General features: G+C 37.5%; 25 protein-coding genes and 1 pseudogene. 16 read left to right on the top strand and 10 right to left on the bottom strand.

The features are described 5' to 3' along the window. The first annotated feature begins 339 nt into the window (after window positions 1–339). The 4 genes from J2S10_RS11815 to arsC all read left to right on the top strand — a co-directional run bounded on the left by J2S10_RS11815 (window position 340) and on the right by arsC (window position 2558). A complete protein-coding gene (locus J2S10_RS11815) occupies window positions 340–834 on the top strand; it encodes an arsinothricin resistance N-acetyltransferase ArsN1 family A (RefSeq protein ID WP_307408135.1) in 495 nt (164 codons plus the stop codon). Between the two features lie 271 nt (window positions 835–1105). Next, on the top strand, window positions 1106–1453 hold the full coding sequence (locus J2S10_RS11810) for an ArsR/SmtB family transcription factor (RefSeq protein WP_307407886.1): 348 nt from the start codon (window positions 1106–1108) through the stop codon (window positions 1451–1453). A gap of 31 nt (window positions 1454–1484) precedes the next feature. Continuing rightward, on the top strand, window positions 1485–2126 hold the full coding sequence (locus J2S10_RS11805) for an MIP/aquaporin family protein (RefSeq protein WP_307407884.1): 642 nt from the start codon (window positions 1485–1487) through the stop codon (window positions 2124–2126). A 12-nt stretch (window positions 2127–2138) separates the two neighbouring features. Then, window positions 2139–2558: an arsenate reductase (thioredoxin) gene (arsC, locus tag J2S10_RS11800; RefSeq protein ID WP_307407882.1), complete on the top strand. Its 420-nt coding sequence runs from the start codon at window positions 2139–2141 to the stop codon at window positions 2556–2558. A gap of 104 nt (window positions 2559–2662) precedes the next feature. On the opposite strand, the gene J2S10_RS11795 is transcribed toward arsC, so the two are convergent. Further along, complete coding sequence (locus tag J2S10_RS11795; protein ID WP_307407880.1) at window positions 2663–2989, bottom strand: ArsR/SmtB family transcription factor; 327 nt, start codon at window positions 2987–2989, stop codon at window positions 2663–2665. Window positions 2990–3172: 183 nt separating this feature from the next. Between J2S10_RS11795 and J2S10_RS11790 the strand changes: the two genes are divergently transcribed. After that, complete coding sequence (locus tag J2S10_RS11790) at window positions 3173–3337, top strand: VOC family protein (RefSeq protein ID WP_307407878.1); 165 nt, start codon at window positions 3173–3175, stop codon at window positions 3335–3337. Window positions 3338–3349: 12 nt separating this feature from the next. On the opposite strand, the gene J2S10_RS11785 is transcribed toward J2S10_RS11790, so the two are convergent. Further along, a complete protein-coding gene (locus J2S10_RS11785; protein ID WP_307407875.1) occupies window positions 3350–3862 on the bottom strand; it encodes a DoxX family protein in 513 nt (170 codons plus the stop codon). A gap of 414 nt (window positions 3863–4276) precedes the next feature. On the opposite strand from J2S10_RS11785, the gene J2S10_RS11780 reads away from it, so the two are divergent. Further along, on the top strand, window positions 4277–5080 hold the full coding sequence (locus tag J2S10_RS11780; RefSeq protein WP_307407873.1) for a prohibitin family protein: 804 nt from the start codon (window positions 4277–4279) through the stop codon (window positions 5078–5080). 153 nt (window positions 5081–5233) lie between these two features. Here J2S10_RS11780 and J2S10_RS11775 read toward each other — a convergent pair. Further along, window positions 5234–5335: pseudogene (locus J2S10_RS11775) on the bottom strand (DinB family protein); the annotation flags it as partial. 358 nt (window positions 5336–5693) lie between these two features. Here J2S10_RS11775 and J2S10_RS11770 point away from each other — a divergent pair. Beyond that, entirely contained in the window at window positions 5694–5864 is a 171-nt protein-coding gene (locus tag J2S10_RS11770; protein ID WP_307407871.1) for a hypothetical protein, read from the top strand. Between the two features lie 292 nt (window positions 5865–6156). Continuing rightward, window positions 6157–6777, top strand: coding sequence for a YcnI family copper-binding membrane protein (locus J2S10_RS11765; protein ID WP_307407869.1), 621 nt, complete (start codon window positions 6157–6159; stop codon window positions 6775–6777). A gap of 174 nt (window positions 6778–6951) precedes the next feature. Here J2S10_RS11765 and J2S10_RS11760 read toward each other — a convergent pair whose 3' ends face one another. Further along, complete coding sequence (locus tag J2S10_RS11760; RefSeq protein ID WP_307407867.1) at window positions 6952–7338, bottom strand: hypothetical protein; 387 nt, start codon at window positions 7336–7338, stop codon at window positions 6952–6954. A gap of 494 nt (window positions 7339–7832) precedes the next feature. On the opposite strand from J2S10_RS11760, the gene J2S10_RS11755 reads away from it, so the two are divergent. Beyond that, window positions 7833–8321, top strand: a complete 489-nt coding sequence (locus tag J2S10_RS11755) for a GNAT family N-acetyltransferase (RefSeq protein WP_307407864.1) — start codon at window positions 7833–7835, stop codon at window positions 8319–8321. Between the two features lie 48 nt (window positions 8322–8369). Here the strand turns inward: J2S10_RS11755 and J2S10_RS11750 are convergent, their stop codons facing one another. The 3 genes from J2S10_RS11750 to J2S10_RS11740 form a co-directional block, all read right to left on the bottom strand. Then, the gene (locus J2S10_RS11750; protein ID WP_370876188.1) at window positions 8370–8510 is read right to left on the bottom strand and encodes a DUF1272 domain-containing protein; all 141 of its coding nucleotides are present in this window, start codon (window positions 8508–8510) and stop codon (window positions 8370–8372) included. Between the two features lie 66 nt (window positions 8511–8576). Then, window positions 8577–8798: a hypothetical protein gene (locus tag J2S10_RS11745; protein ID WP_307407862.1), complete on the bottom strand. Its 222-nt coding sequence runs from the start codon at window positions 8796–8798 to the stop codon at window positions 8577–8579. Between the two features lie 453 nt (window positions 8799–9251). After that, complete coding sequence (locus J2S10_RS11740) at window positions 9252–9629, bottom strand: VOC family protein (RefSeq protein ID WP_307407861.1); 378 nt, start codon at window positions 9627–9629, stop codon at window positions 9252–9254. A 553-nt stretch (window positions 9630–10182) separates the two neighbouring features. Between J2S10_RS11740 and J2S10_RS11735 the strand changes: the two genes are divergently transcribed. From J2S10_RS11735 to J2S10_RS11710, 6 genes are all read left to right on the top strand, one after another. Then, a complete protein-coding gene (locus tag J2S10_RS11735; RefSeq protein ID WP_307407859.1) occupies window positions 10183–10320 on the top strand; it encodes a hypothetical protein in 138 nt (45 codons plus the stop codon). A 734-nt stretch (window positions 10321–11054) separates the two neighbouring features. Continuing rightward, window positions 11055–11309, top strand: coding sequence for a hypothetical protein (locus J2S10_RS11730; RefSeq protein WP_307407857.1), 255 nt, complete (start codon window positions 11055–11057; stop codon window positions 11307–11309). 212 nt (window positions 11310–11521) lie between these two features. Then, a complete protein-coding gene (locus J2S10_RS11725; protein WP_307407855.1) occupies window positions 11522–11899 on the top strand; it encodes an ArsR/SmtB family transcription factor in 378 nt (125 codons plus the stop codon). 6 nt (window positions 11900–11905) lie between these two features. Further along, on the top strand, window positions 11906–12838 hold the full coding sequence (locus tag J2S10_RS11720; RefSeq protein ID WP_307407853.1) for an ABC transporter ATP-binding protein: 933 nt from the start codon (window positions 11906–11908) through the stop codon (window positions 12836–12838). Then, the gene (locus J2S10_RS11715) at window positions 12835–13935 is read left to right on the top strand and encodes an ABC transporter permease (RefSeq protein ID WP_307407851.1); all 1101 of its coding nucleotides are present in this window, start codon (window positions 12835–12837) and stop codon (window positions 13933–13935) included. Before J2S10_RS11720 ends, J2S10_RS11715 begins: the two co-directional genes overlap by 4 nt. A gap of 25 nt (window positions 13936–13960) precedes the next feature. Continuing rightward, window positions 13961–14380, top strand: a complete 420-nt coding sequence (locus tag J2S10_RS11710) for a DUF6526 family protein (protein WP_307407849.1) — start codon at window positions 13961–13963, stop codon at window positions 14378–14380. Between the two features lie 62 nt (window positions 14381–14442). Here the strand turns inward: J2S10_RS11710 and J2S10_RS11705 are convergent, their stop codons facing one another. The 3 genes from J2S10_RS11705 to gpmA form a co-directional block, all read right to left on the bottom strand. Further along, the gene (locus J2S10_RS11705; RefSeq protein ID WP_307407847.1) at window positions 14443–15663 is read right to left on the bottom strand and encodes an aminotransferase; all 1221 of its coding nucleotides are present in this window, start codon (window positions 15661–15663) and stop codon (window positions 14443–14445) included. Then, window positions 15660–16163, bottom strand: a complete 504-nt coding sequence (locus J2S10_RS11700; RefSeq protein WP_307407845.1) for an Lrp/AsnC family transcriptional regulator — start codon at window positions 16161–16163, stop codon at window positions 15660–15662. Before J2S10_RS11700 ends, J2S10_RS11705 begins: the two co-directional genes overlap by 4 nt. Before the next feature lie 184 nt (window positions 16164–16347). After that, complete coding sequence (gpmA, locus tag J2S10_RS11695) at window positions 16348–17097, bottom strand: 2,3-diphosphoglycerate-dependent phosphoglycerate mutase (RefSeq protein WP_307407842.1); 750 nt, start codon at window positions 17095–17097, stop codon at window positions 16348–16350. A 296-nt stretch (window positions 17098–17393) separates the two neighbouring features. On the opposite strand from gpmA, the gene J2S10_RS11690 reads away from it, so the two are divergent. Further along, a complete protein-coding gene (locus J2S10_RS11690; RefSeq protein ID WP_307407841.1) occupies window positions 17394–19400 on the top strand; it encodes an Ig-like domain-containing protein in 2007 nt (668 codons plus the stop codon). Window positions 19401–19511 lie beyond the last annotated feature (111 nt).

Below are 19511 nucleotides of genomic sequence, written 5' to 3'. Positions count from 1 at the left end.
TTTTGGGGTTAAGTAAACTTTACAAGAAAAATGTTACAAGACATTGAATATCTATTTACATTTATAATAATTGTTTGGGTTAAAACTGTAACAACTGCCTTTGTAACATGGCGTAGTGTGCCTATGATTGGGCTGCGGTAGGCGGTTTTTATCCCATGTTTTGTTGAACTGGAGAATTGGTAAGACCCCTGAGGGAGAACCTGTCCTTGAAAAGCTCGTTAAAGGACAAAATCGTCTTGGTGGAGGGAGAACCTGTTTATTGATTTGGCTGTTTTCGTAAATTTAAGAAAAAATGATTTTTTAAATTATAATGATTTTGATAGAAGGAGGTTAAAAATGTTGAAGGATATAAATATAAGAATATCAAACGAGACGGATATTAAGTCCATCCTAACTATTTACAATCAAGGCATCGAAGATAGGATTGCAACCCTTGAAACAGAAATAAAAGATTACTCCTATATGAAGGAATGGTTTAATAAGCATAACGGTCGATATAAAGTAATTGTAGCTGAACATGCTGGACAAATTGTTGGGTGGGCTTCTCTAAACCAATACAATAATCGGTGTGCCTATGATGGAGTGGCTGATCTATCCGTTTATATTTGCAAGGAATATAGAGGAAAGGGAATTGGAAGGAAATTACTGACAGAACTCGAATTCCTTTCCAAAGAAAATGGTTTTCATAAAATGGTACTGTTTACGTTCCCATTTAATCAATTAGGTCAAGGTTTGTATAAAAAAATGGGTTTTCGAGAAGTAGGTGTATTTAAAAATCAGGGGATGCTAGATGGGAATTTTGTTGATGTTATGGCAATGGAAAAATTATTGTAATCTCCAAATATTGATTGATAGCTTCGGTTATCAATCTTTTTATTTACACTAACTTTACAATAGAGTACTTGCATTAAATTATTTACAGTTTTAATATATAAGCAAATAGTTATGTATCAATTTGCATTAAATGATGAGAATGTGAATAGAAATCTGTGAAGATATGTATAAATTTTGTTGAATCAACGGAAAATTAGAACACTATATATTACATGGAATTTAAATAAGTATATTATTATTTACTTATATTATATTTAAGTAGGTGTCCGATATGTTGGAATCAATAGTTGAAATAGAACAAGCTGCCAACGTTTTAAAATTATTAGGGGATAAAACACGCTTAACTATTGTGGCCATTTTAAAACAAAGAGAATGTTGTGTGTGTGAATTTTTCGAAGTGTTTGATATGAGTCAGCCGTCTATCAGTCAGCATCTTCGAAAACTGAAGGATTTAGGGGTAGTTAAAGAGGATCGCAGAGGTCAGTGGATCTATTATTCCTTGAATTCACAAAGTGATTTATATGGACTTATAGAAGACGTTTTAGAGCATGTGCCAGTTCAGACAGAGAAAATCAAACAGATTGAAAAAAGCAATCCTACGCTTCGTTGTGGTTGTTAAGCATATGAATCAACGAGGGGATTAGAACAGAATGAAAAAAAAGTTAATCAGCGAATTTTTAGGAACCTACTTTCTGGTTTTTGCGGGAACGGGTGCAGTAGTAATAGATTCGATTACGAAAAGTTTAACTCATGTAGGTGTAGCCCTTACATTTGGGCTGGTGGTAATGGCATTAATTTTCACGTTTGGTCACCTTTCCGGTGCTCACTTCAATCCAGCTGTTACCATTGGGTTTTTAATTCATGGGGATATAAATAAGAAGGAAGCACTTAACTATATTAGTATTCAAGTCATTGCAGGGATTGCAGCGAGTGCAACGTTATTATGTTTATTTGGAAATGTTGCAACACTCGGAACCACCTTACCGAGAGGTTCATGGGGACAATCGTTTGTATTGGAATTTATCCTTACATTTTTCTTGATGATGGTTATTTTCGGGTCAGCGGTCCATGGAAAAGCGGTAAAATCCTTTGCAGGAATTGCTATTGGTGCAACAGTCGGCTTAGAAGCCATGTTTGCAGGTCCAATCTGCGGTGCTTCGATGAATCCTGCCAGATCCATTGGCCCCGCCATTGTATCAGGAACAACTCAATATTTATGGGTGTATATTGTCGCAACTATTTTAGGAGCAAGTTGTGCGGCGGTTATTTATAAACTACTACACGAAGATTAAAGGAGAATAGTCATGTCTAAAAAGAAACTTTACTTCTTATGTACAGGAAATTCTTGCAGAAGCCAAATGGCAGAAGGATGGGCAAAAAAACATTTAGGTGACGAGTGGGAAGTACGCAGTGCCGGTATTGAAGCTCACGGATTAAACCCAAATGCTGTAAAAGCGATGAAAGAAGCTGGAATCGACATTTCAAATCATACATCTGATATTATCGATCCTGAATATTTAAACAATGCTGATTTGGTTGTAACGTTATGTGGAGACGCAGCTGATAAGTGTCCAATTACACCACCAAAAGTAAAACGAGTACACTGGGGATTTGATGACCCGGCAAAAGCACAAGGAACAGATAAAGAAAAATGGGCATTCTTCCAACGTGTCCGTGATGAAATCGGTGATCGCATTAAGCATTTTGCAGAAACTGGCGAGTAAGAAATAAATAGCCAAGAGTATCTTGACTCTTGGCATCACCTTTACTGTTTATATAAGCAAATTTTTATATTCAATTTTAATAGAGATGATTACTTTAAAAAAATTTAGCAGCAGGTCGGCTTGAATATGCAACAAAGTTCATGGGATAACAAATGATTGAGTTCTTCTTGATTTAGATCATAATAACTCCATGTTCCTCGTGTTTCTTTTGTTATAATATTGGCATCTAATAAAATCTTTAAATGATAGGATAGCTTTGATTGAGCCATATCCAGCATTGGGGCAAGATCACAAACACACATAGCCCCTTTTTGAGTTAGAATATTCATGATTTGAAGTCTCTTTTTATCTGCAATTGCTTTAAATTTTAACTCATATTCTTCAAATACTTTTTCTAATGTTAGGTCTTGTAATTGAATTTCTTCTTTCATTTTTTTCACCTACTTTATAAATCAAATAATCTTGATGCATTTATCATATATCCAATATTTTTATATGTCAATCGCCTTTATCAAAAAAAATTGATTTAGTGGTTATAATTAGGAAAACTTGCTAATATACTTAGATTATAAAATCAAATTTATTTGATTTAATAGACGTTTGGAGGGTTTAAGATGAAAATGCATGTTGGGATAAATGTCATTGATTTAGATAAGTCGATTGAATTTTATACTAAAGTATTTAATCCGAAACCAGTAAAAGTAAAGCTGGATACACTTTGTTTCGGCCGATTTACAGTTAAAAGAAAAAGGACCTCATTCCTGAACGTCCAGGAATGAGGTCCTTTTGTGTTAAGCCCTATTGTTGTTTGCTGCTTTGTTTCCTTTAGCGGCAGTTTTATGAATGAATGGAACGACCCAACGGTCAAGACCAATTCGGCCAGCGTTGTATCCGGCAGCAATAATGATCACACCTAGTAAAATATCAAGCGGGTTAGTAGACACAGTACCGGCCATCACATAAGAGAAGTTCATGACTAAGCCGAAGAACATCGCCGCTGTTGTTAAGCATCCAAGAATGAGTCCAAGACCGACAAGGAATTCACCTAACGGAATAATGGTATTAAAGATGTGAGCGTTTGGTAAGGCAATGTGTTTTAGGAATCCGACATAAGTGGCATAGACCATGCTGCCATCCGGACCTTTCACAGGATTCGCGATTGCGCCTTTTAGAAATCCGGAAGCATCAAAACCGCTTGTAAGTTTGTGGAGACCGGCTGTTAGCCATTCATATCCGAGATATAAGCGCAAGACGGTAAGAATAGCAGAAGCCACTTTGTTCTGTCTTAAAAATTGGTTAAACATATAAAAGACTCCTTTGTGAAAAAGTTTTATTATTAACTTGATTACATTGCTATTATAATCCTTTTATCTTGAATTGAGCGTAATTTGTTCATTGTTTCACATATTTGTAAATAAGTTTTGAACAGATTGTTACGAAGGAAATGGGAGCTTTCTAAATGGCTAAAATTATAAAAAGTTGACCCATTTTTCATCTTTGTAAAAGTGCGTACTCGGATAAGTATTCATTGCATATTAATGTATCAATTTGGTGGTGGATTCTAACCAAGCACTTCCTTCTTCTTTCTATAATGGGAACATGATTCAACGAAAAGCCGAATATTATCCGCGAATCAAGAAAAAGCTGTGCAATTTATTGAGGATTGCAATAATCTTTTACAAAAGAGCTGATCAGATTACTAAAGGGAGGGGTATGGAATGAAATACGCGAAATCGATTATTGGCGGTTTTATTGGGATTGTCGTGATATTTCTTATTTTTTCTTCCGTTACAACCGTTCAATCTGGTTATCGAGGTGTTCTTTTACAATTAGGTGCAGTTAAACCGACCATTTTAAGTGAAGGTTTTCATTTTAAAATTCCGTTTATACAATCTGTTCAACCGATTGAAGTCCGGGTACAAAAAGAAGAAAGTGCTCAAACGGCTGCGTCAAAGGATCTTCAAACGGTCACAACAACGGTTGCCGTCAACTACTCTGTTGATCCCGAAGCGGTTAATAAACTTTATCAAAATATCGGATTAGATTATCGTTCACGGATTGTGGACCCGGCGATTGCAGAATCATTAAAAGCCGTAACGGCTAAGTACACAGCCGAAGAATTAATTTCCAAACGTCCCGAGGTTTCCGCGGAAGTAAAAGATATGCTCAAAGTTAAATTAACAAAATACTATATGAAACTGGAAGATATTAATATTAAAGAATTTGCCTTTAGCGAGGAATTCAATAAAGCCATCGAAGCCAAACAAACGGCCGAACAAAACGCCCTAAAAGCACAAAGGGATCTGGATCGAATTAAAATCGAGGCACAGCAGCAAATCGCGCAAGCTGGTGCCGAAGCGGAAGCTTTGAAATTGAAAAAGCAGGAAGTAACACCGGAGTTAATCCAATTAAAACAAATTGAAGTGCAAGAAAAGGCTTTGGAAAAATGGGATGGACACCTGCCAAGTGTTACAAGTGGTGCGACTCCATTTATTGACGTAAATGGACTATCAGGAAAATAATTATGCAGGTGTGAAAAAATTTCCGTACCTAGTTTGTAATATACTATGGAGGGTGTTCCAAGACGGGCACCCTCTTTTGCGTATAAATAGTGATTAATTCTTATACCTTTATAAACAAATTTTTGCCTGCTTTTTACTCAAACGGAAATTCCTCTAATCTGTTCCTAATACATCTGTATTTGGAGGTACATATCCCATCTTGCGTGCCATAGCTACTATTTGTCCCTTATGATGAAATTCGTGAGTAATGACATGCACTCCCCTTTTAGATCGCGCATGGTTTGACTGCATTGTATATAATTATGCAACCCGTTGTAAATCAAGAATTAGATGCGATAATAAATAAACGTTTAAAAAGCCGATTGTTGGGATAAATTACATACAACCCGTTTTAAGAAGGTTAAAATCCTTAGCATTCTTAAACTTCTTTCAGCTTTTAAACAAGGTTCATTTTTAAAAGGGGTGAAAGAACTAAAAAATTTAGAACTATTGCTAAATTTCTATAAATATTTTAAATTGTTTGTAAATTTAGATAAAGAATGGGTGTTTTTTTAAAGAATTCCTGTATGCTGAGATTGTAATCTTTTTGGAACAATCAAGGAGGAATTGGAAGATGAAAGATCTTAAAAAATGGCTTTTAACATTAATGGCGTCTTTCATGTTAATAGGTGTTGCCTCAGGTTGTAGTTCAAATGAAAAGAAAACTGAAGCTAATACGCAACTGAATGAAGACAATGGTTCTACTCCGTCATTTGATCAAGGTACGGAACAATCCGGTCAATAATATAATTGTATTAACTTGAGATGCAACGCAGAAAAAACAAGTCAAATCCCACAAAATTACATAGTAATTGACTATAAAAAGAGCTTGGAGAAATTCCGAGTTCTTTGTCATGTGTTGTGAAACAAAAGGGGCAATGTAGTTGAACAAGAGTTGAATGACTTTTTGTTGTGAAAAAATGTTACTTTTTAACACGTTTTTCACAAATTATTCACATTTATATATTGTTTATGTTCTTTTCATGTTTTAAGTTAATATTATGGTGAAGCCAAGCTTTAGTTAAAGGGGAATGAAAATGAAACATACTATTAAAAAAATATCGAGAGTTTTTTTACCAACCCTATTAGGTTTATTTTTGTTTGGTAGTATTGCTAGTGCTCATGTTGAGGTGACTCCAAAAACTTCCACAACTGGAGAAGAGGAAACGTATACCGTAAAAGTTCCTTCCGAAAAGGATGTGCCTACTACTAAGTTTACGATAAAAATACCTTCCGGTTTAGATTTTGATTCGTTCGAACCGCTTGCAGGATGGAATTTTACAACACAAAAAGGTTCTGATGGCAAGGTAACGTCAATTACATTTGAAACGACTGGACAAGGCATTTTGCCTGATCAATTCCAACGCTTTGTATTTGTTGCGAAAAATCCGGACAAAGCAACGAAAGCTGCTTGGGATGCTTACCAATATTATAAAGATGGCAGTGTGGTGGAATGGACAGGGGACCAAGGTTCAGAGACACCGCATTCAATCACTAATATAGTCTCAGATACAGCAGTTGACCAGACAACTAAGCAGGATGTAAAACAAAATACAGTTTCTACATCAACAGGAACAAGTTCGCTACCACTTATCATATCAGTACTTTCTGCACTACTTTCAATCGTAGCCATTTTCCTTGGAGTTCGAAAAAAATAGGTTGTTATGTGTACGTAGAAAATCGTTTATAAAGAAAAAAAGCTGTCGCTTGCGGCAGTTTTTTTGTTATGTAAATCCATTTTATTGAACAAGCTGTTGCAAGAGTAGAAGAAAGGGACTGCTTCGGCAATCCCTTTCTCTACTCTCTCCATTTTAAAACAACTGTTACATATTTTAGGCCTCATCTTCATTGGAGGTGAATTTTTTACTAAATCGCTGCAAAAGAGGGGTGAATTCTTTAAATAATGGTTTTAATTGTTTAGACGTAGTAACAAACATATCGATAGTTTCCATAAGCAAATCATAATCCACATTGTTAAGAAAATTATCTATCTGATTTGGAGTGGTGTGAGTGTTGGCCGCAGATTCCTTTCTCCTAATCCCGAAAAACCAATCATCGGACCGATTTGATCTGCTATCGAAAAGTGATTGCTCTTTTTGTTCGGGCTCTTCATGTAAAGTATTTTCGACTGATTTGTAAGTTTCTCTGTATTTCCTGTTTCCAAACATAAATCTTGAGAAACGGTCAACTTCTCGGTTCGGTTTATTATCATTCTCCACCAATGACCTCTTCTTCCTTTCATACTCATTCTTTTAGATAAAATATGATTGGTTCTGTAACAGGGTGTGGACGCTTGTCCATTAATAGAAAAGAAGCTGTTTTGTCATTTCTCTATTTAATTTACTTTAATCAGCACTTGTCCATTCCCTTTTATTCTGAGTGCATATGTTATTATTACCACCAAAGCAACAACATCTGTCATTACCCTCTAAGAGGCGTTTGCATGAAAAGCAGACGCTTCTGTTGGTTTTAAGAAATTCATAAAGCAAATTGCTGATTTTGCCAAACCTATGATGATTGTCCCTTTGTCATTTAAATATTATTTTACCACTTATTGGAAATTGCGTATAATCTCATTAAGGAGCTGATGTATTATGCTCATTATATGAACGCCATCCTTTGTTTATCAGCTGCTATAATATAGAATATTTCCATTAATGGTAAATAACCAGCAACCACCTTGGCACATTTCAAATTTGAAGGGATGATGGCTTTGTTGAACATACGAAATGTAAAAATGAAGGATTTACCTGAACTTGTAGTTATTGAACATCTTTGCTTTACAAAAGAAGAGGCTGCGACGAAAGAAGCATTTGAAAAGCGCATTCAGTTCATTCCAGATAGTTTTTTTGTAGCTGAAGAGGAGGGTGTGATCGTGGGTTTGATTAATGGCCCCGTCATAGAAGCTGCCTACATTACAGATGACCTCTTTAGCAATATAAAGGCAAATCCAACCTCCGGCGGTCATCAAACTATTTTAGGATTAGCAGTGTCCCCGCAATATCAAAAACGGGGCGTGGCATCAGCGTTACTTGCTTATTTTGAAAACGAAGCAAGAGGGGAAAAACGTAAAACGATTACCCTCACTTGTAAAGAAAACTTAATTCGCTTCTATGAAAACTTTGGATACCTCAACAAAGGTGTTTCCAACTCTGAGCATGGTGGAGTCGTTTGGTACAACATGAGTAAAGAATTGCAGTGAATGACAAAAGCTGCACAAAAAAACAGGGCTAAACCCTGTTTAATCATTTCAAAGTGAACAAACATTTTGTGGCTTCTTAGGTCTTCTTATAAATTCTCCTCCATAATTTGGACAAATACTATTCATTTCTTCAGTGCTGGGAGAACAAAATGTACATTCATTAAAGAATGCACATATTAGACCTATCAAACATGTGCATTCTTTTTGTTTTCATCTGTTTGCCCTAACTAAAAAGAATTTACAAAGGACGTTTACTTACCTTTTTTTCTTTTTTGAATTATCTACAACAATTTGTTTATTTTTATTAACGTTTTCTATGATAACTTGCAAATGAATATTTTTTTCATCAATACTTTTAACACTTGAAACCTTTCCTTTACGACCTTTAATTGTTAAAAATTCACCTACGGTTGGAACACGATTAAGCAGCTGACTTAATAAAAGATTTTTGTTTTCGAAAAAATGAACAACAAACATTTTGGTCTCACCTATTTCATAATAGAATGGGTTACATAAAAATGCTCATTTTGTATCCTTCATATAAAATATATGATTATGGTTAAATTTAGACCAAAATACTTTATAAAAATTGTGTGAACAATGCAGATAAGATTAAGAAGGAATTTGATGTTTCTAAATGGAATTTATATGAATTAACTAGTAAATTAGGGGTGTTAATATGTTATCGAATATATTAATTCCGTTATTGATTTTAGCTCTCGTATTTGGCGGGGTATACTTATTGATTAAAGTTTTAAAAAAGTAGTTATGGTGATAATGAATAATTAGAATATAAAAACCGGTTTTTCGATGATACTGAAAAAGCAAGGTTATTTTGACGTAAAGTCAAAATAACCCTGCTTTTTTAATGGGTACAACTTTTTTGATAAATTTAAGTCAGTTAAGAAATCCAAGTGTAACCTGTTTGTCCTATTTATCTTCCCTTAATAAATAATCATTTCCATCTTGATCTTTAAAGGAGAACATTGTTCCAAATGGCATTCTTAACATATCCTCTACTTTTACACCATTTTGTTTCATCTTCTCATAAGCGGATTCTATATCTGATGTGCTGAAAAGAATGGATGGATGTGCAACTTTAGATGGATCATGTTGTTCCATAGCTTCCTTAGAATAAAGAACTAATGTGGTAAATTCGTCATCACTTGGTCCGACTTCTATCCAAGAGAAGTCCGGTCCCATTGGTTGTTCCAGTTTTAAAACAAAGCCAACTTTATTTAACCAAAAATCTTTTGCCTCTTCTTGATCTTGAACATATACGGTAACTTTTCCAATTTTATTAATCATCGTAAATCTCCTTTTAATCATTTCATTCTATATAATCAGTTTATCAACCCAAAATAACAATAGCAATTTTGGTTATTAATGATAAGATTCCAATTGGGTTGACGGATCTTTTTTGACAGAAGAATTTTTTTAGATTAAAAGTTTCATAAATTGATGTATAAATTTCTAATTCCGGCTCCATACTAGTAGTAAACTTTTAATTTACTATTTTGGGGGAGGGAATAGTGGTAATGGCATCCTGCAATGGTTACACCATAAACGATCACTAAGCTAGCAGAGAGTTTTCTATAAAACTAGGCATTAGGCATTACGACTAAATTCGCAGTACTTGTCGGAACTTGTATAATGAAAACACTTGGTTCTGGAAACGCTTTCATTTATAATAAAAACAGGCGGATGGCGTGCGTGGCCATCATGGTATTTGGCGTAGGCGGGGCCAATACTTTAATTTTAACTGATTGCCAGATAGATCGATCAATTCGTGAAAAATATATATCTATCCTGTTTTGTCTCGAGGGGAGCCTGTCGAAGAAAAAATAAAGGGGAGAGAGACATGGAAAAAAGTAAAATCCTGTTTGATGATTTTATCCGTGAAGACCGATTTGAACTAAATTCTTATCTTACTTATTTATTTAATCAATTAAATGACTATTTTCCTAAACATGTCGAAGATAATATGGTAAACGAATGATGAATATGAGAAAGTAAAAGCGACATTTTTATTATAAAAAAATGTCGCTTATTTTTGTTCAAATGAAAGGTTGTTCATACAAATTAATCTTGTATGTACTGAGAAGCTGACTTAATTTACATACCAAAAAATACGAAAAAAGCGCTCAATTGAGTGCTTTTTTGTTTAAAATTATTTTTTATTTTGTTGCATATACATCAACTTGTTGTTTTGAGAAATCATAATGCTGCTAAATATAGTAGTTGCAGCAATGCCAAGGATTGAAAAAAAAACAAATACAGCAAAGTAATTATCGGAGCGCATAATAAACCTCCCATTAAATATTTAATAGTAGTATTTGATTATTTATTAATTTTATTCTCAGTATTTTACATTTTATACATAAAAAACTTTATAGAGAAGCGGGAAGCTCAATGGGAAAGCTACCAAAATAGGCTAATTTTACGAACATAGTTGGATTGTGTAATTGCATCAATTGCAAATATCCAAAATCCCGGATAATAAGATAAAGAAAGAAATTCCTCTTGAAGGGGCGGATTTCTTATAGTTAATACAAAGATAAAAAGAAAGAGCGGAAAGTGCTAGTTAATTTTAAAAATCCAATAAGTTTTTATGAAAATTTTTAACAATCTGTTAATTAATGTTAAGAAATAGTTGTTTGAATTCTTTTTTTCAAGGATTTTTGTAAGATGGGATTGTACCAAATTTTGAAACAATCAAGGAGGAATTGAAAAATGAAAGATTTAAAAAAATGGAGTTTAGCATTATTGGCGTCTTTCATGTTAGTAGGTGTTGCCTCAGGTTGTAGCAATAATCAGCAAAAAACGGATACAAGTCCACAGCAAAATCAAGACAATGGCTCTAGTGGGTCGCAAAACAACAGATCAGATCAGTCGCAAAACAACGGATCTGATCAATCCCAAAACAACGGATCTGATCAGTCGCAAAACAACGGATCAGATCAGGGTTCAGGACAAACTGGAAAATAATATATCAAAATTAAGCAGACTGTAATTTGATTCAATGTTCTAACTGGCAGTGATCCTTAGTGTAGAAGGGGATCACTGTTCGGCTAGAAGGAATCAATTAGTGCAGATAGGAGGATGTCCAAGCCTGAATTTAAGGGGGCATCTTTTTTTCATGTTTTTACATATTTTTCCTTTGAAAAAGCAGCAGTCGGTTTTGAAAGAAAAAGGAAAGCTTGACAATAAATAGTGAACACATTATATTTAACCATATGGTTAAATATAATGATGATAAAATCTTAAATGAAGTATTTTCTGTTCTTTCAGATCCTACGAGAAGAGAAATCATCAATCAGTTAGCCAGAGGGGAAATGACGGTCATGAAATTGGCTGAGCCTTTTGAGATGTCATTACCGGCGATTTCAAAACATCTTAAGGTGTTGGTGAAGGCGGGATTAATTTCCCAAAGGAAGGAGGGACGTTATCGTTATTACTATTTAAACCCAGCATCGGTAGACTATGCTTCCCAATGGTTGACTGACTTGAGGAAATATTGGGCATCACAATTAACATGCCTGGAAAAGTATTTGAATAATAATCCAAAGAAGGAATAAACTTATATGAATTTATTTCAAGAAACGATTATTGATGTAAAAGGACTTGTCAAGAGCTACGGGTCATTTAAAGCGGTGAATGGTGTCGATTTTCAAGTGCGCAAGGGGGAAATATTCGGTCTCTTAGGACCAAATGGTGCAGGAAAAACGACGACGCTTGAAATGCTGGTCGGCCTGCGGAAACCGGACAAAGGAACAGCCGTTATTGGTTCCTGCGATATTTTACGGGATCTTAAGAAAGTAAAGGAAATCATCGGTGTTCAGTTACAATCTACCTCGCTTTTTGAACTGCTGACTGTCGAAGAAATCATGAAAATGTACGCAAGCTTTTATCCATCACATCTTTCTATTTCGCAATTAATTGATGATGTGTTGCTTTCGGAGAAAATGAAAAGCCGGATAAAAGGTCTTTCAGGTGGTCAAAAGCAGCGTTTAGCGATTGCGCTGGCCTTAGTTCACGATCCGCAGGTCGTTTTTCTGGATGAACCGACAACCGGCTTAGATCCACAGGCCAGACGAACCTTATGGGACATTGTTCTTCAATTAAAAAATAAAGGCAAAACGATCGTGTTAACCACTCATTACATGGATGAAGCTCACATTCTATGCGATCGGATTGCGATTATGGATCAGGGTGAGCTAATTGCTTTGGATACTCCGGCCCAATTAGTGAAATCGCTCCAATCGGATAGCGCCTTGGAGTTTAGAGTTTTACACCATGAAGAATCCTTTGATTTCTCTAGTATTGAAGGGGTAAAGCAAGTGGGAAATCATAAAGATGTCCATGTACTTTATTCGGATCATTTACAGAGCACATTAACCGGCTTAATCCATTTTGCAGCTGAAAAAAATCTTGAATTAGTTGATTTGCAAACAAGGACTGCGACGCTGGAGGATGTATTTATTCACATGACGGGAAGGAGTTTGAGGGAAGGATGAAGGCTTACTGGCAGTTAACTCTTGCACAGCTGCGGATTTTTCTCAGGAATCGCCAAGTGCTGATTTGGACTTTGGTCCTCCCGATCCTTCTCATGACCATGTTGGGGTTATTTTTAGGTAAAGGAAATGGGCTTTCTCTATCAATCGGCTTGATTGATGATGATCATTCATCGTTTTCAAGTGAGTTTGTGAAAACCCTGCAAAAAAATGAAGCCATTCATTTAGAGATACAAAAAGATGAAGCGTTGGCAAAAACGAGTCTGAAAAATGGCGATCTGCAACTCATCGTCACCATTCCAAAGGATTATGAAACTAGTTTGAAAAATAATGGGCCACAAGCAAAGCCATTTACCATTCCTGTTTATTATAATGATACGAATTATGCTGTTTCACAAGTTGGATTAGCGCTTGTCAATGGAGTAATCGATGAGATTAGTAAGCAAAGAGTTTCCTATAAGCCCGCTGTGGTGATGGAATCTCACGGTATCCAAGCTCTTCATTTGCAGTATATTGATTTCTTGGTGCCGGGAATTGTGGCGATGATGATTATGAGTAACAACATGAATGGTGTCGCCGGTCAGATTGCTGCCTGGAGAGAACGGGGGATTTTACGGAGGATGCAGGGGACCACACTCAAAGCCTCAACGTTTATTGCTGCGCAAATTACTGCAAGGCTGCTGATGAATGGATTGCAGGCACTGATCGTCTTACTCGTTGCCCATCTGTTATTTGGGGTAGAAGTCCGCGGTTCCTGGTTCACCTTAATCAGTTTTATTATTCTTGGAACCCTTGCGTTTATGGCAATCGGCTTTATCATTGCGGGGATTGCCAAAACACCTGAAAGTGCTGCGCCTATTGCAGGTGTTCTATCCTTTCCAATGTTATTTTTGGGAGGCGTTTTCTTCCCGATTAAAAATATGCCTGCGTTTCTTCAGCCCATTGTAAAGATCCTGCCGATTTCCCATTTAAGCACGGCATTGCGTGAAATCATGAATGTAGGAGCAGGATGGGCGAGCTTGGGAATGGAAACGGCTATTTTAGGCGGTTGGTTAATTGCCGCATTTGCGGTTGCCAGTTATACATTTAAATGGGAGTAAAAATCAATTTTAGGAGGAAAAACGTATGAATCAAAATTACCAAAATCACCGAAGATTTCACCCTCTTTTTCATTATATCTTATCGTTATTAGTCGTCATTACCTTGGTGGGTGCAATCGTTTTAGTTATTAAAAATGGAATAAGTCTATCGTCTATTCTCATTTTAGCCATCGTTGTAATCCTGGTCATCATGTTTATCTTAATTCGCACTTATCCATTAAAAGCACAGGATCGCGCGATACGGGCAGAGGAAAATCTGCGTCATTTTGTGTTAACAGGAAAATTACTTGATCCACGACTATCGGTTGCTCAAATTATCGCCCTGCGTTTTGCAGGTGACGCGGAGCTAGCAGATTTAAGTGCTAAGGCCGCTTCCCAAAATTTAAGTCCGGATGATATTAAAAAACAGATTACAAATTGGAAGGCTGATTTTTATAGAGTGTAGGATTTTTTTTGCAAAGAAAAAAGTAACCGTTCCGGATTTTCAGGCGGTTACTTTTTTCACTATTATAATAATGAATCCTCCGGCATTTTCTTCGAAGTTTGCTTACCATAGATTCCCTTTGTTTCAATAAACCGTTGAATCCGTTTCAATGCTTCTTGAAGCTGCTCCATCGAGGTTGCGTAGGAACAGCGAATATAACCTTCTCCGCTCTCCCCGAATACATTACCTGGAACGACCGCGACTTTCTCTTGGATGAGAAGCTCTTCCGCGAATTGTTCGGAGGAGAGGCCGGTTGCCCTTATTGAAGGAAAGACATAAAAGGCGCCGCCCGGTGTATGGCAGTCCAAACCGATTTGGTTTAGCCTCTGGACCATATAGTTCCGTCTTCTCAGGTAGCTTCTTTTCATATTTTCCACTTCATCATACGTATTGCGCAATGCTTCGATAGCTCCAAGCTGTAGCATATGCGGAGCGCACATGACGGTATATTGGTGAATTTTCAGCATCACTTGAACTAATTCTGCAGGGGCTGCGATGAAACCTAATCGCCAGCCTGTCATTGCAAATCCTTTGGAAAATCCGTTGATTAAAATCGTCCGGTCATACATTCCTTCGATCGCGGCGAAGCTGGTAAAGGTTTCATCGTAGGTTAATTCCGCATAGATTTCATCGGAAACCATGATTAAATCATACTTTTCAACAATTTTAGCGATTTCGGTCAGTTCTGCTTTGTTTAACGTACTGCCTGTTGGGTTGTTTGGGGAACACAACAAAATCGCTTTTGTTTTTTCCGTTATCGCATTTTCAATTTGTTCGGCTGTTACTTTAAAGTCATTTTCGGGCGATGTGGAAATGGCAATAGGTCTACCTCCTGCCATAAAAACCAACGGGGCATAGGACACAAATGCAGGTTCAACAATAAGGACCTCATCCCCGGGGTTGATAATCGCGCGAAAGGCCAAGTCCAGTGCCTGGCTGGCGCCGACTGTGACAATAATTTGATTCTTCGGGTCATAATTAACAGCAAATCTTTTCTGTAAGTAGATAGAGATTTCTTCTCGTAATTCCAGCAAGCCGGCGTTTGCCGTATAGGAGGTAAAGCCCTCTTCGATCGATAAAAGGGTTGCTTCTCTTATATTCCAAGGGGTGATGAAGTCCGGTTCGCCGACCCCTAGGGAAATAACCCCCTTCATCCCGGCTGCCAAATCGAAAAATTTTCTTATGCCGGATGGCTGTAGCTGATGAGCTGTATCGGAAATATAGCTAGAATAATCCTTACTCATGGCGAAACAACCATCCTGCGATCTTTGTCATTGCCACTTTCAAAAATAACCCCGTCATGTTTGTATTTTTTCAACATGAAATGGGTGGTGGTGGAAATCACATTTTCAATTGTTGATAATTTTTCCGATACAAAGGTGGCGATCTGGTTCATCGTTTTTCCTTCAACGGTTATCGACAAATCGTAGGCACCGGACATGAGATAGAGTGAAGATACTTCGGGAAAACGATAAATTCGTTCAGCTACTTCATCGAATCCAACTCCGCGTTTCGGGGTTACCTTTACATCAATCATGGCTACGATGCTTTCCTGGCCCTCTACCTTCGTCCAATCGATTAAGGTCGGGTAGCTCATTATTATTTTTTCTTCTTCTAATTTTTTAATGGTATTTCTGACGGTTTCTTCGCTGCACATGGCCATAAGCGCGACGGTTTCCAGCGATGCTTTGTGATTTTCTTCAATAATCTTTAAAATCTCAATTTCTTCAGTGCTCAGTTTCATGGAAAGCCTCCTCGAATTTTAAACCCTATTTTAGATTTTAATGGAGGGACTATAAGAACTCAATCAAAAAACTAAAAATTTAAAAAAGCAGCACGTCTTTTAAAATCGGCTAGCCATTTTTTCGTAAAACCTTGTGTCCACTGTGCGCGGACAAATGTGACGGAGTGTCCACGAACGGTGCCTGTCACCCCATCCAATCGCAGTCTGTATGCAGCGGGATGGAATCATGTGGTATTTCGCCATCCTGGCAAAGGTAGTAGTGCCGGATTGGTTTTAGGTTGTCATCCAGCTCGTAGACGAGGGGGATGCTATTGGGAATATTGAGGCTGACCACGCCGTCGTCGGGAATGTTGTCGAGATATTTGACCAGTGCTCTTAAGGTATTGCCGTGTGCGGAGATGATGACACGTTGATTGTGTTTTAAGCTCGGAACAATCTGCTCATTCCAATAAACTAACGCGCGTTCCTCTGTATCGAGAAGACTCTCGGATAATGGAATACGTTCTTTTCCAATGCTCGCATATTTAGGGTCGGACACGTCACGGAAATGCTCTTCCGGGGAAATGTCCGGCGGACGGACACTGGCTGATCTCCGCCATTCATTTACTTGCTCCTCACCGAATTTCGCAATGACCTCATCCTTGTCCATCCCTTGTAAGGAACCGTAATGTCGCTCATTTAATCTCCAGGATTTTTGAATGGGAATCCACATTAAATCCATTTCATGAAGGAGTATCCATAATGTTCGGATGGCCCGTTTTAAAACGGAAGTATGAGCAATGTCAAAGATGAACCCGTGTTTTTTTAGGATAGAGCCCGCTTCTCTTGCCCCGTTATAGCCCTCATCGGTTAAATCCACATCCTTCCAGCCTGTGAAGCGATTTTCAAGGTTGTAATGGCTTTGTCCATGCCGAATAAAAACAAGTTTTTTCAACTTTCATCACCTGAATTTGTTTTTAATTAGTATGTACATTTTTGAACTGAGCCAATCACTGCCGGATTTTATTGGAGTTTGGTAGTTTTTTCGATTGAAAGCGATATAAAATCGATGAAATCATTTTTTATCGAAGAAAAAGGAAATCCGTCGAAACCGCATGTAACGTACGGGGAAAGTGACAGGGGGTCATTTTTAACTAGTATTATTTACTTAAATAATTTTAGTAATATATAATCGTAGGATTATCTGGTAATCTAGTACTAATTGATAGAGTTAAGAAGGGAGCAGGGGTTTTGAAAAAGATTGTACCAATGATTGTTGCACTTCAGATGCTAATTTTACCGGGAGCTGTATTTGCTCAAAATACGGCAGTGGAAGTACCTCAGCCAGAGAAAAATATAAATTCTACTCCATTGAATGGAGATCCCGGAAGGCAAGCGCAAAACAGTGCCAACGCCCTCAATCCTTCTACTAATCTACAAACGGTAAATGGGGGATCTACGGATTATGCCGTAATAAGCAATGAATCGACAGATTCGGTATCATCTCAACCGACAGGTACTTTTAATCTTAAAAATATGAAGTTATCAATGGATAAGATCTTGAAACCAAGTACATATAAAGTAGATGTAACTATACCTTTCGATCTTTCCAGTATGAAAGGGAGCCTTGTCAGGAAAAGTACAAGCCTGTTGGTACAGCCTTACAAAGTCGGTGATAGTAAACTTTTTTGGGTTTCCAATCTAACTACTAATTCGGACTATCAAATTAACGCCAGGTTAGCTTATATCGGTACGAAAGCAGAAGTATGGGTAAATAATAACCAACTCTCTGATGCAGATGCAGCGAAGCTGGGCATGGAATTTGATAATAAAATCTATTCCACTGTGACCGCTAATTTTGGCACGGAATCGGATGTTAATAAGGATGGAAAAATTAATATTTTATGCTATGACATTCAAGATGGCTTCTCAGGCAGCGGCGGTTATGTAGCCGGATATTTTTATCCGGGAGATTTATATATTACAGCCCATTCCAATCAATCGGAAACTTTTTATATCGACACATACCCAACAATGGGAACCGGCTCCGTAAAAGATGTATCAGGCGTCTATTCCACATTGGCACATGAGTTTCAACATATGGTAAATTACAACCAAAATGTGCTTGTTGAAGGAAATAGCAGTATGGATACTTGGTTAGATGAGGGGCTGGCAATGGCCGCAGAACAAATTTATATGGGTCATGGCCTCACGGACCGATTAGCTTACTATAATGAATCATCCGCCATCCAAAATGGGCAGTCGCTTTTGTATTGGGATGAAAGCGGTGATTTACTATCAAATTACTCTTTGTCCTATTTGTTTACACAGTATATTAAAATTCAAGCAAATCAAGGAGATCGAATTTTTAAAGAAATATTACAAGATCCAAATAATAATTATAAGGCAATTGAAGATGTTGCTAAAAAATATATCAGTCCCGCTATGACTTTTGGAAAATTAATGACCGATTTCAGGATTGCGCTGCTTTTAAAACAGCCTACGGGTTTATACGGATTTAAAGGGGATCCCTTCTTTAATTCATTACAGGCGAAGGTTTATACCGGTACTTCCGTTAGCCTGCATGGCGGAGGTTCAGTTGTCACTGCCTTTAATCCAAACGACGGCTTGGCCGTGCCTTTGGATAAAGGGCAAAATATAACCTATACACTCTTGGATATGAATAACAGGGCAGGAACGGTTGTGACCGTACCTCCGGCAAGTCCGAAGGTTAACCCGGTTGGGGATGCTGATACGCAACTGAAAGGAACTGCTGCACCGAATGCAACAGTAGTTGCGATGGCAGGGAAAACGGAAATTGGAAGGGTCAATAGCGGTACGGGTGCTTTCACGATAACCATTCCGAAACAACTGGTAGGGACCATTATCCAAGTCTATGCCAAAGATGCTCTAGGAAATGTTAGTACGGCAACCAGTGTAACCGTAAAAGGTACCGTCAAAAGAGGTTGGGTTTTTGAGAAGGGCAATTGGTTTTACTATGATTTGAAAACGGGTGTGATGAAAACCGGATGGGTATATACCGGAGGTCATTGGTACTATTTAGCCGGCTCGGGGGCAATGAAAACAGGTTGGATAATGTGGGGCGGTAAATGGTACTTCCTAAATAGATCAGGCGCCATGGAAACGGGATGGAAACTCATTAACAACAAATGGTATTACTTCTACTCAAATGGATCAATGGCTGCCAACACGACCATTGGCAAATACAAACTAGGCTGGAACGGTGCGATGCTATAGTGGTGCTTTTTAGGTGACAGGCACCGTTCGTGGACAATACAGCGGTTTTGTCCTTGTACGGTGGACACTGGAGGTGCCGCGAATCATGCGAAAACTGGAACAATAGAAGAA

The sequence above is a fragment of the Neobacillus ginsengisoli genome, assembly GCF_030813055.1.
This window is presented reverse-complemented; position numbering and strand designations above follow the sequence as displayed.

Coding starts and splice junctions, on each gene's coding strand:
- J2S10_RS11810 (WP_307407886.1), top strand. CDS start 1,106: ATGTTGGAATCAATAGTTGAAATAGAACAAGCTGCCAACGTTTTAAAA.
- J2S10_RS11710 (WP_307407849.1), top strand. CDS start 13,961: ATGAATCAAAATTACCAAAATCACCGAAGATTTCACCCTCTTTTTCAT.
- arsC (WP_307407882.1), top strand. CDS start 2,139: ATGTCTAAAAAGAAACTTTACTTCTTATGTACAGGAAATTCTTGCAGA.
- J2S10_RS11805 (WP_307407884.1), top strand. CDS start 1,485: ATGAAAAAAAAGTTAATCAGCGAATTTTTAGGAACCTACTTTCTGGTT.
- J2S10_RS11715 (WP_307407851.1), top strand. CDS start 12,835: ATGAAGGCTTACTGGCAGTTAACTCTTGCACAGCTGCGGATTTTTCTC.
- J2S10_RS11740 (WP_307407861.1), bottom strand. CDS start 9,629: ATGATTAATAAAATTGGAAAAGTTACCGTATATGTTCAAGATCAAGAA.
- J2S10_RS11700 (WP_307407845.1), bottom strand. CDS start 16,163: ATGAAACTGAGCACTGAAGAAATTGAGATTTTAAAGATTATTGAAGAA.
- J2S10_RS11765 (WP_307407869.1), top strand. CDS start 6,157: ATGAAACATACTATTAAAAAAATATCGAGAGTTTTTTTACCAACCCTA.
- J2S10_RS11705 (WP_307407847.1), bottom strand. CDS start 15,663: ATGAGTAAGGATTATTCTAGCTATATTTCCGATACAGCTCATCAGCTA.
- J2S10_RS11785 (WP_307407875.1), bottom strand. CDS start 3,862: ATGTTTAACCAATTTTTAAGACAGAACAAAGTGGCTTCTGCTATTCTT.
- J2S10_RS11745 (WP_307407862.1), bottom strand. CDS start 8,798: ATGTTTGTTGTTCATTTTTTCGAAAACAAAAATCTTTTATTAAGTCAG.
- J2S10_RS11735 (WP_307407859.1), top strand. CDS start 10,183: ATGGAAAAAAGTAAAATCCTGTTTGATGATTTTATCCGTGAAGACCGA.
- J2S10_RS11720 (WP_307407853.1), top strand. CDS start 11,906: ATGAATTTATTTCAAGAAACGATTATTGATGTAAAAGGACTTGTCAAG.
- J2S10_RS11790 (WP_307407878.1), top strand. CDS start 3,173: ATGAAAATGCATGTTGGGATAAATGTCATTGATTTAGATAAGTCGATT.
- J2S10_RS11770 (WP_307407871.1), top strand. CDS start 5,694: ATGAAAGATCTTAAAAAATGGCTTTTAACATTAATGGCGTCTTTCATG.
- J2S10_RS11795 (WP_307407880.1), bottom strand. CDS start 2,989: ATGAAAGAAGAAATTCAATTACAAGACCTAACATTAGAAAAAGTATTT.
- J2S10_RS11730 (WP_307407857.1), top strand. CDS start 11,055: ATGAAAGATTTAAAAAAATGGAGTTTAGCATTATTGGCGTCTTTCATG.
- J2S10_RS11780 (WP_307407873.1), top strand. CDS start 4,277: ATGAAATACGCGAAATCGATTATTGGCGGTTTTATTGGGATTGTCGTG.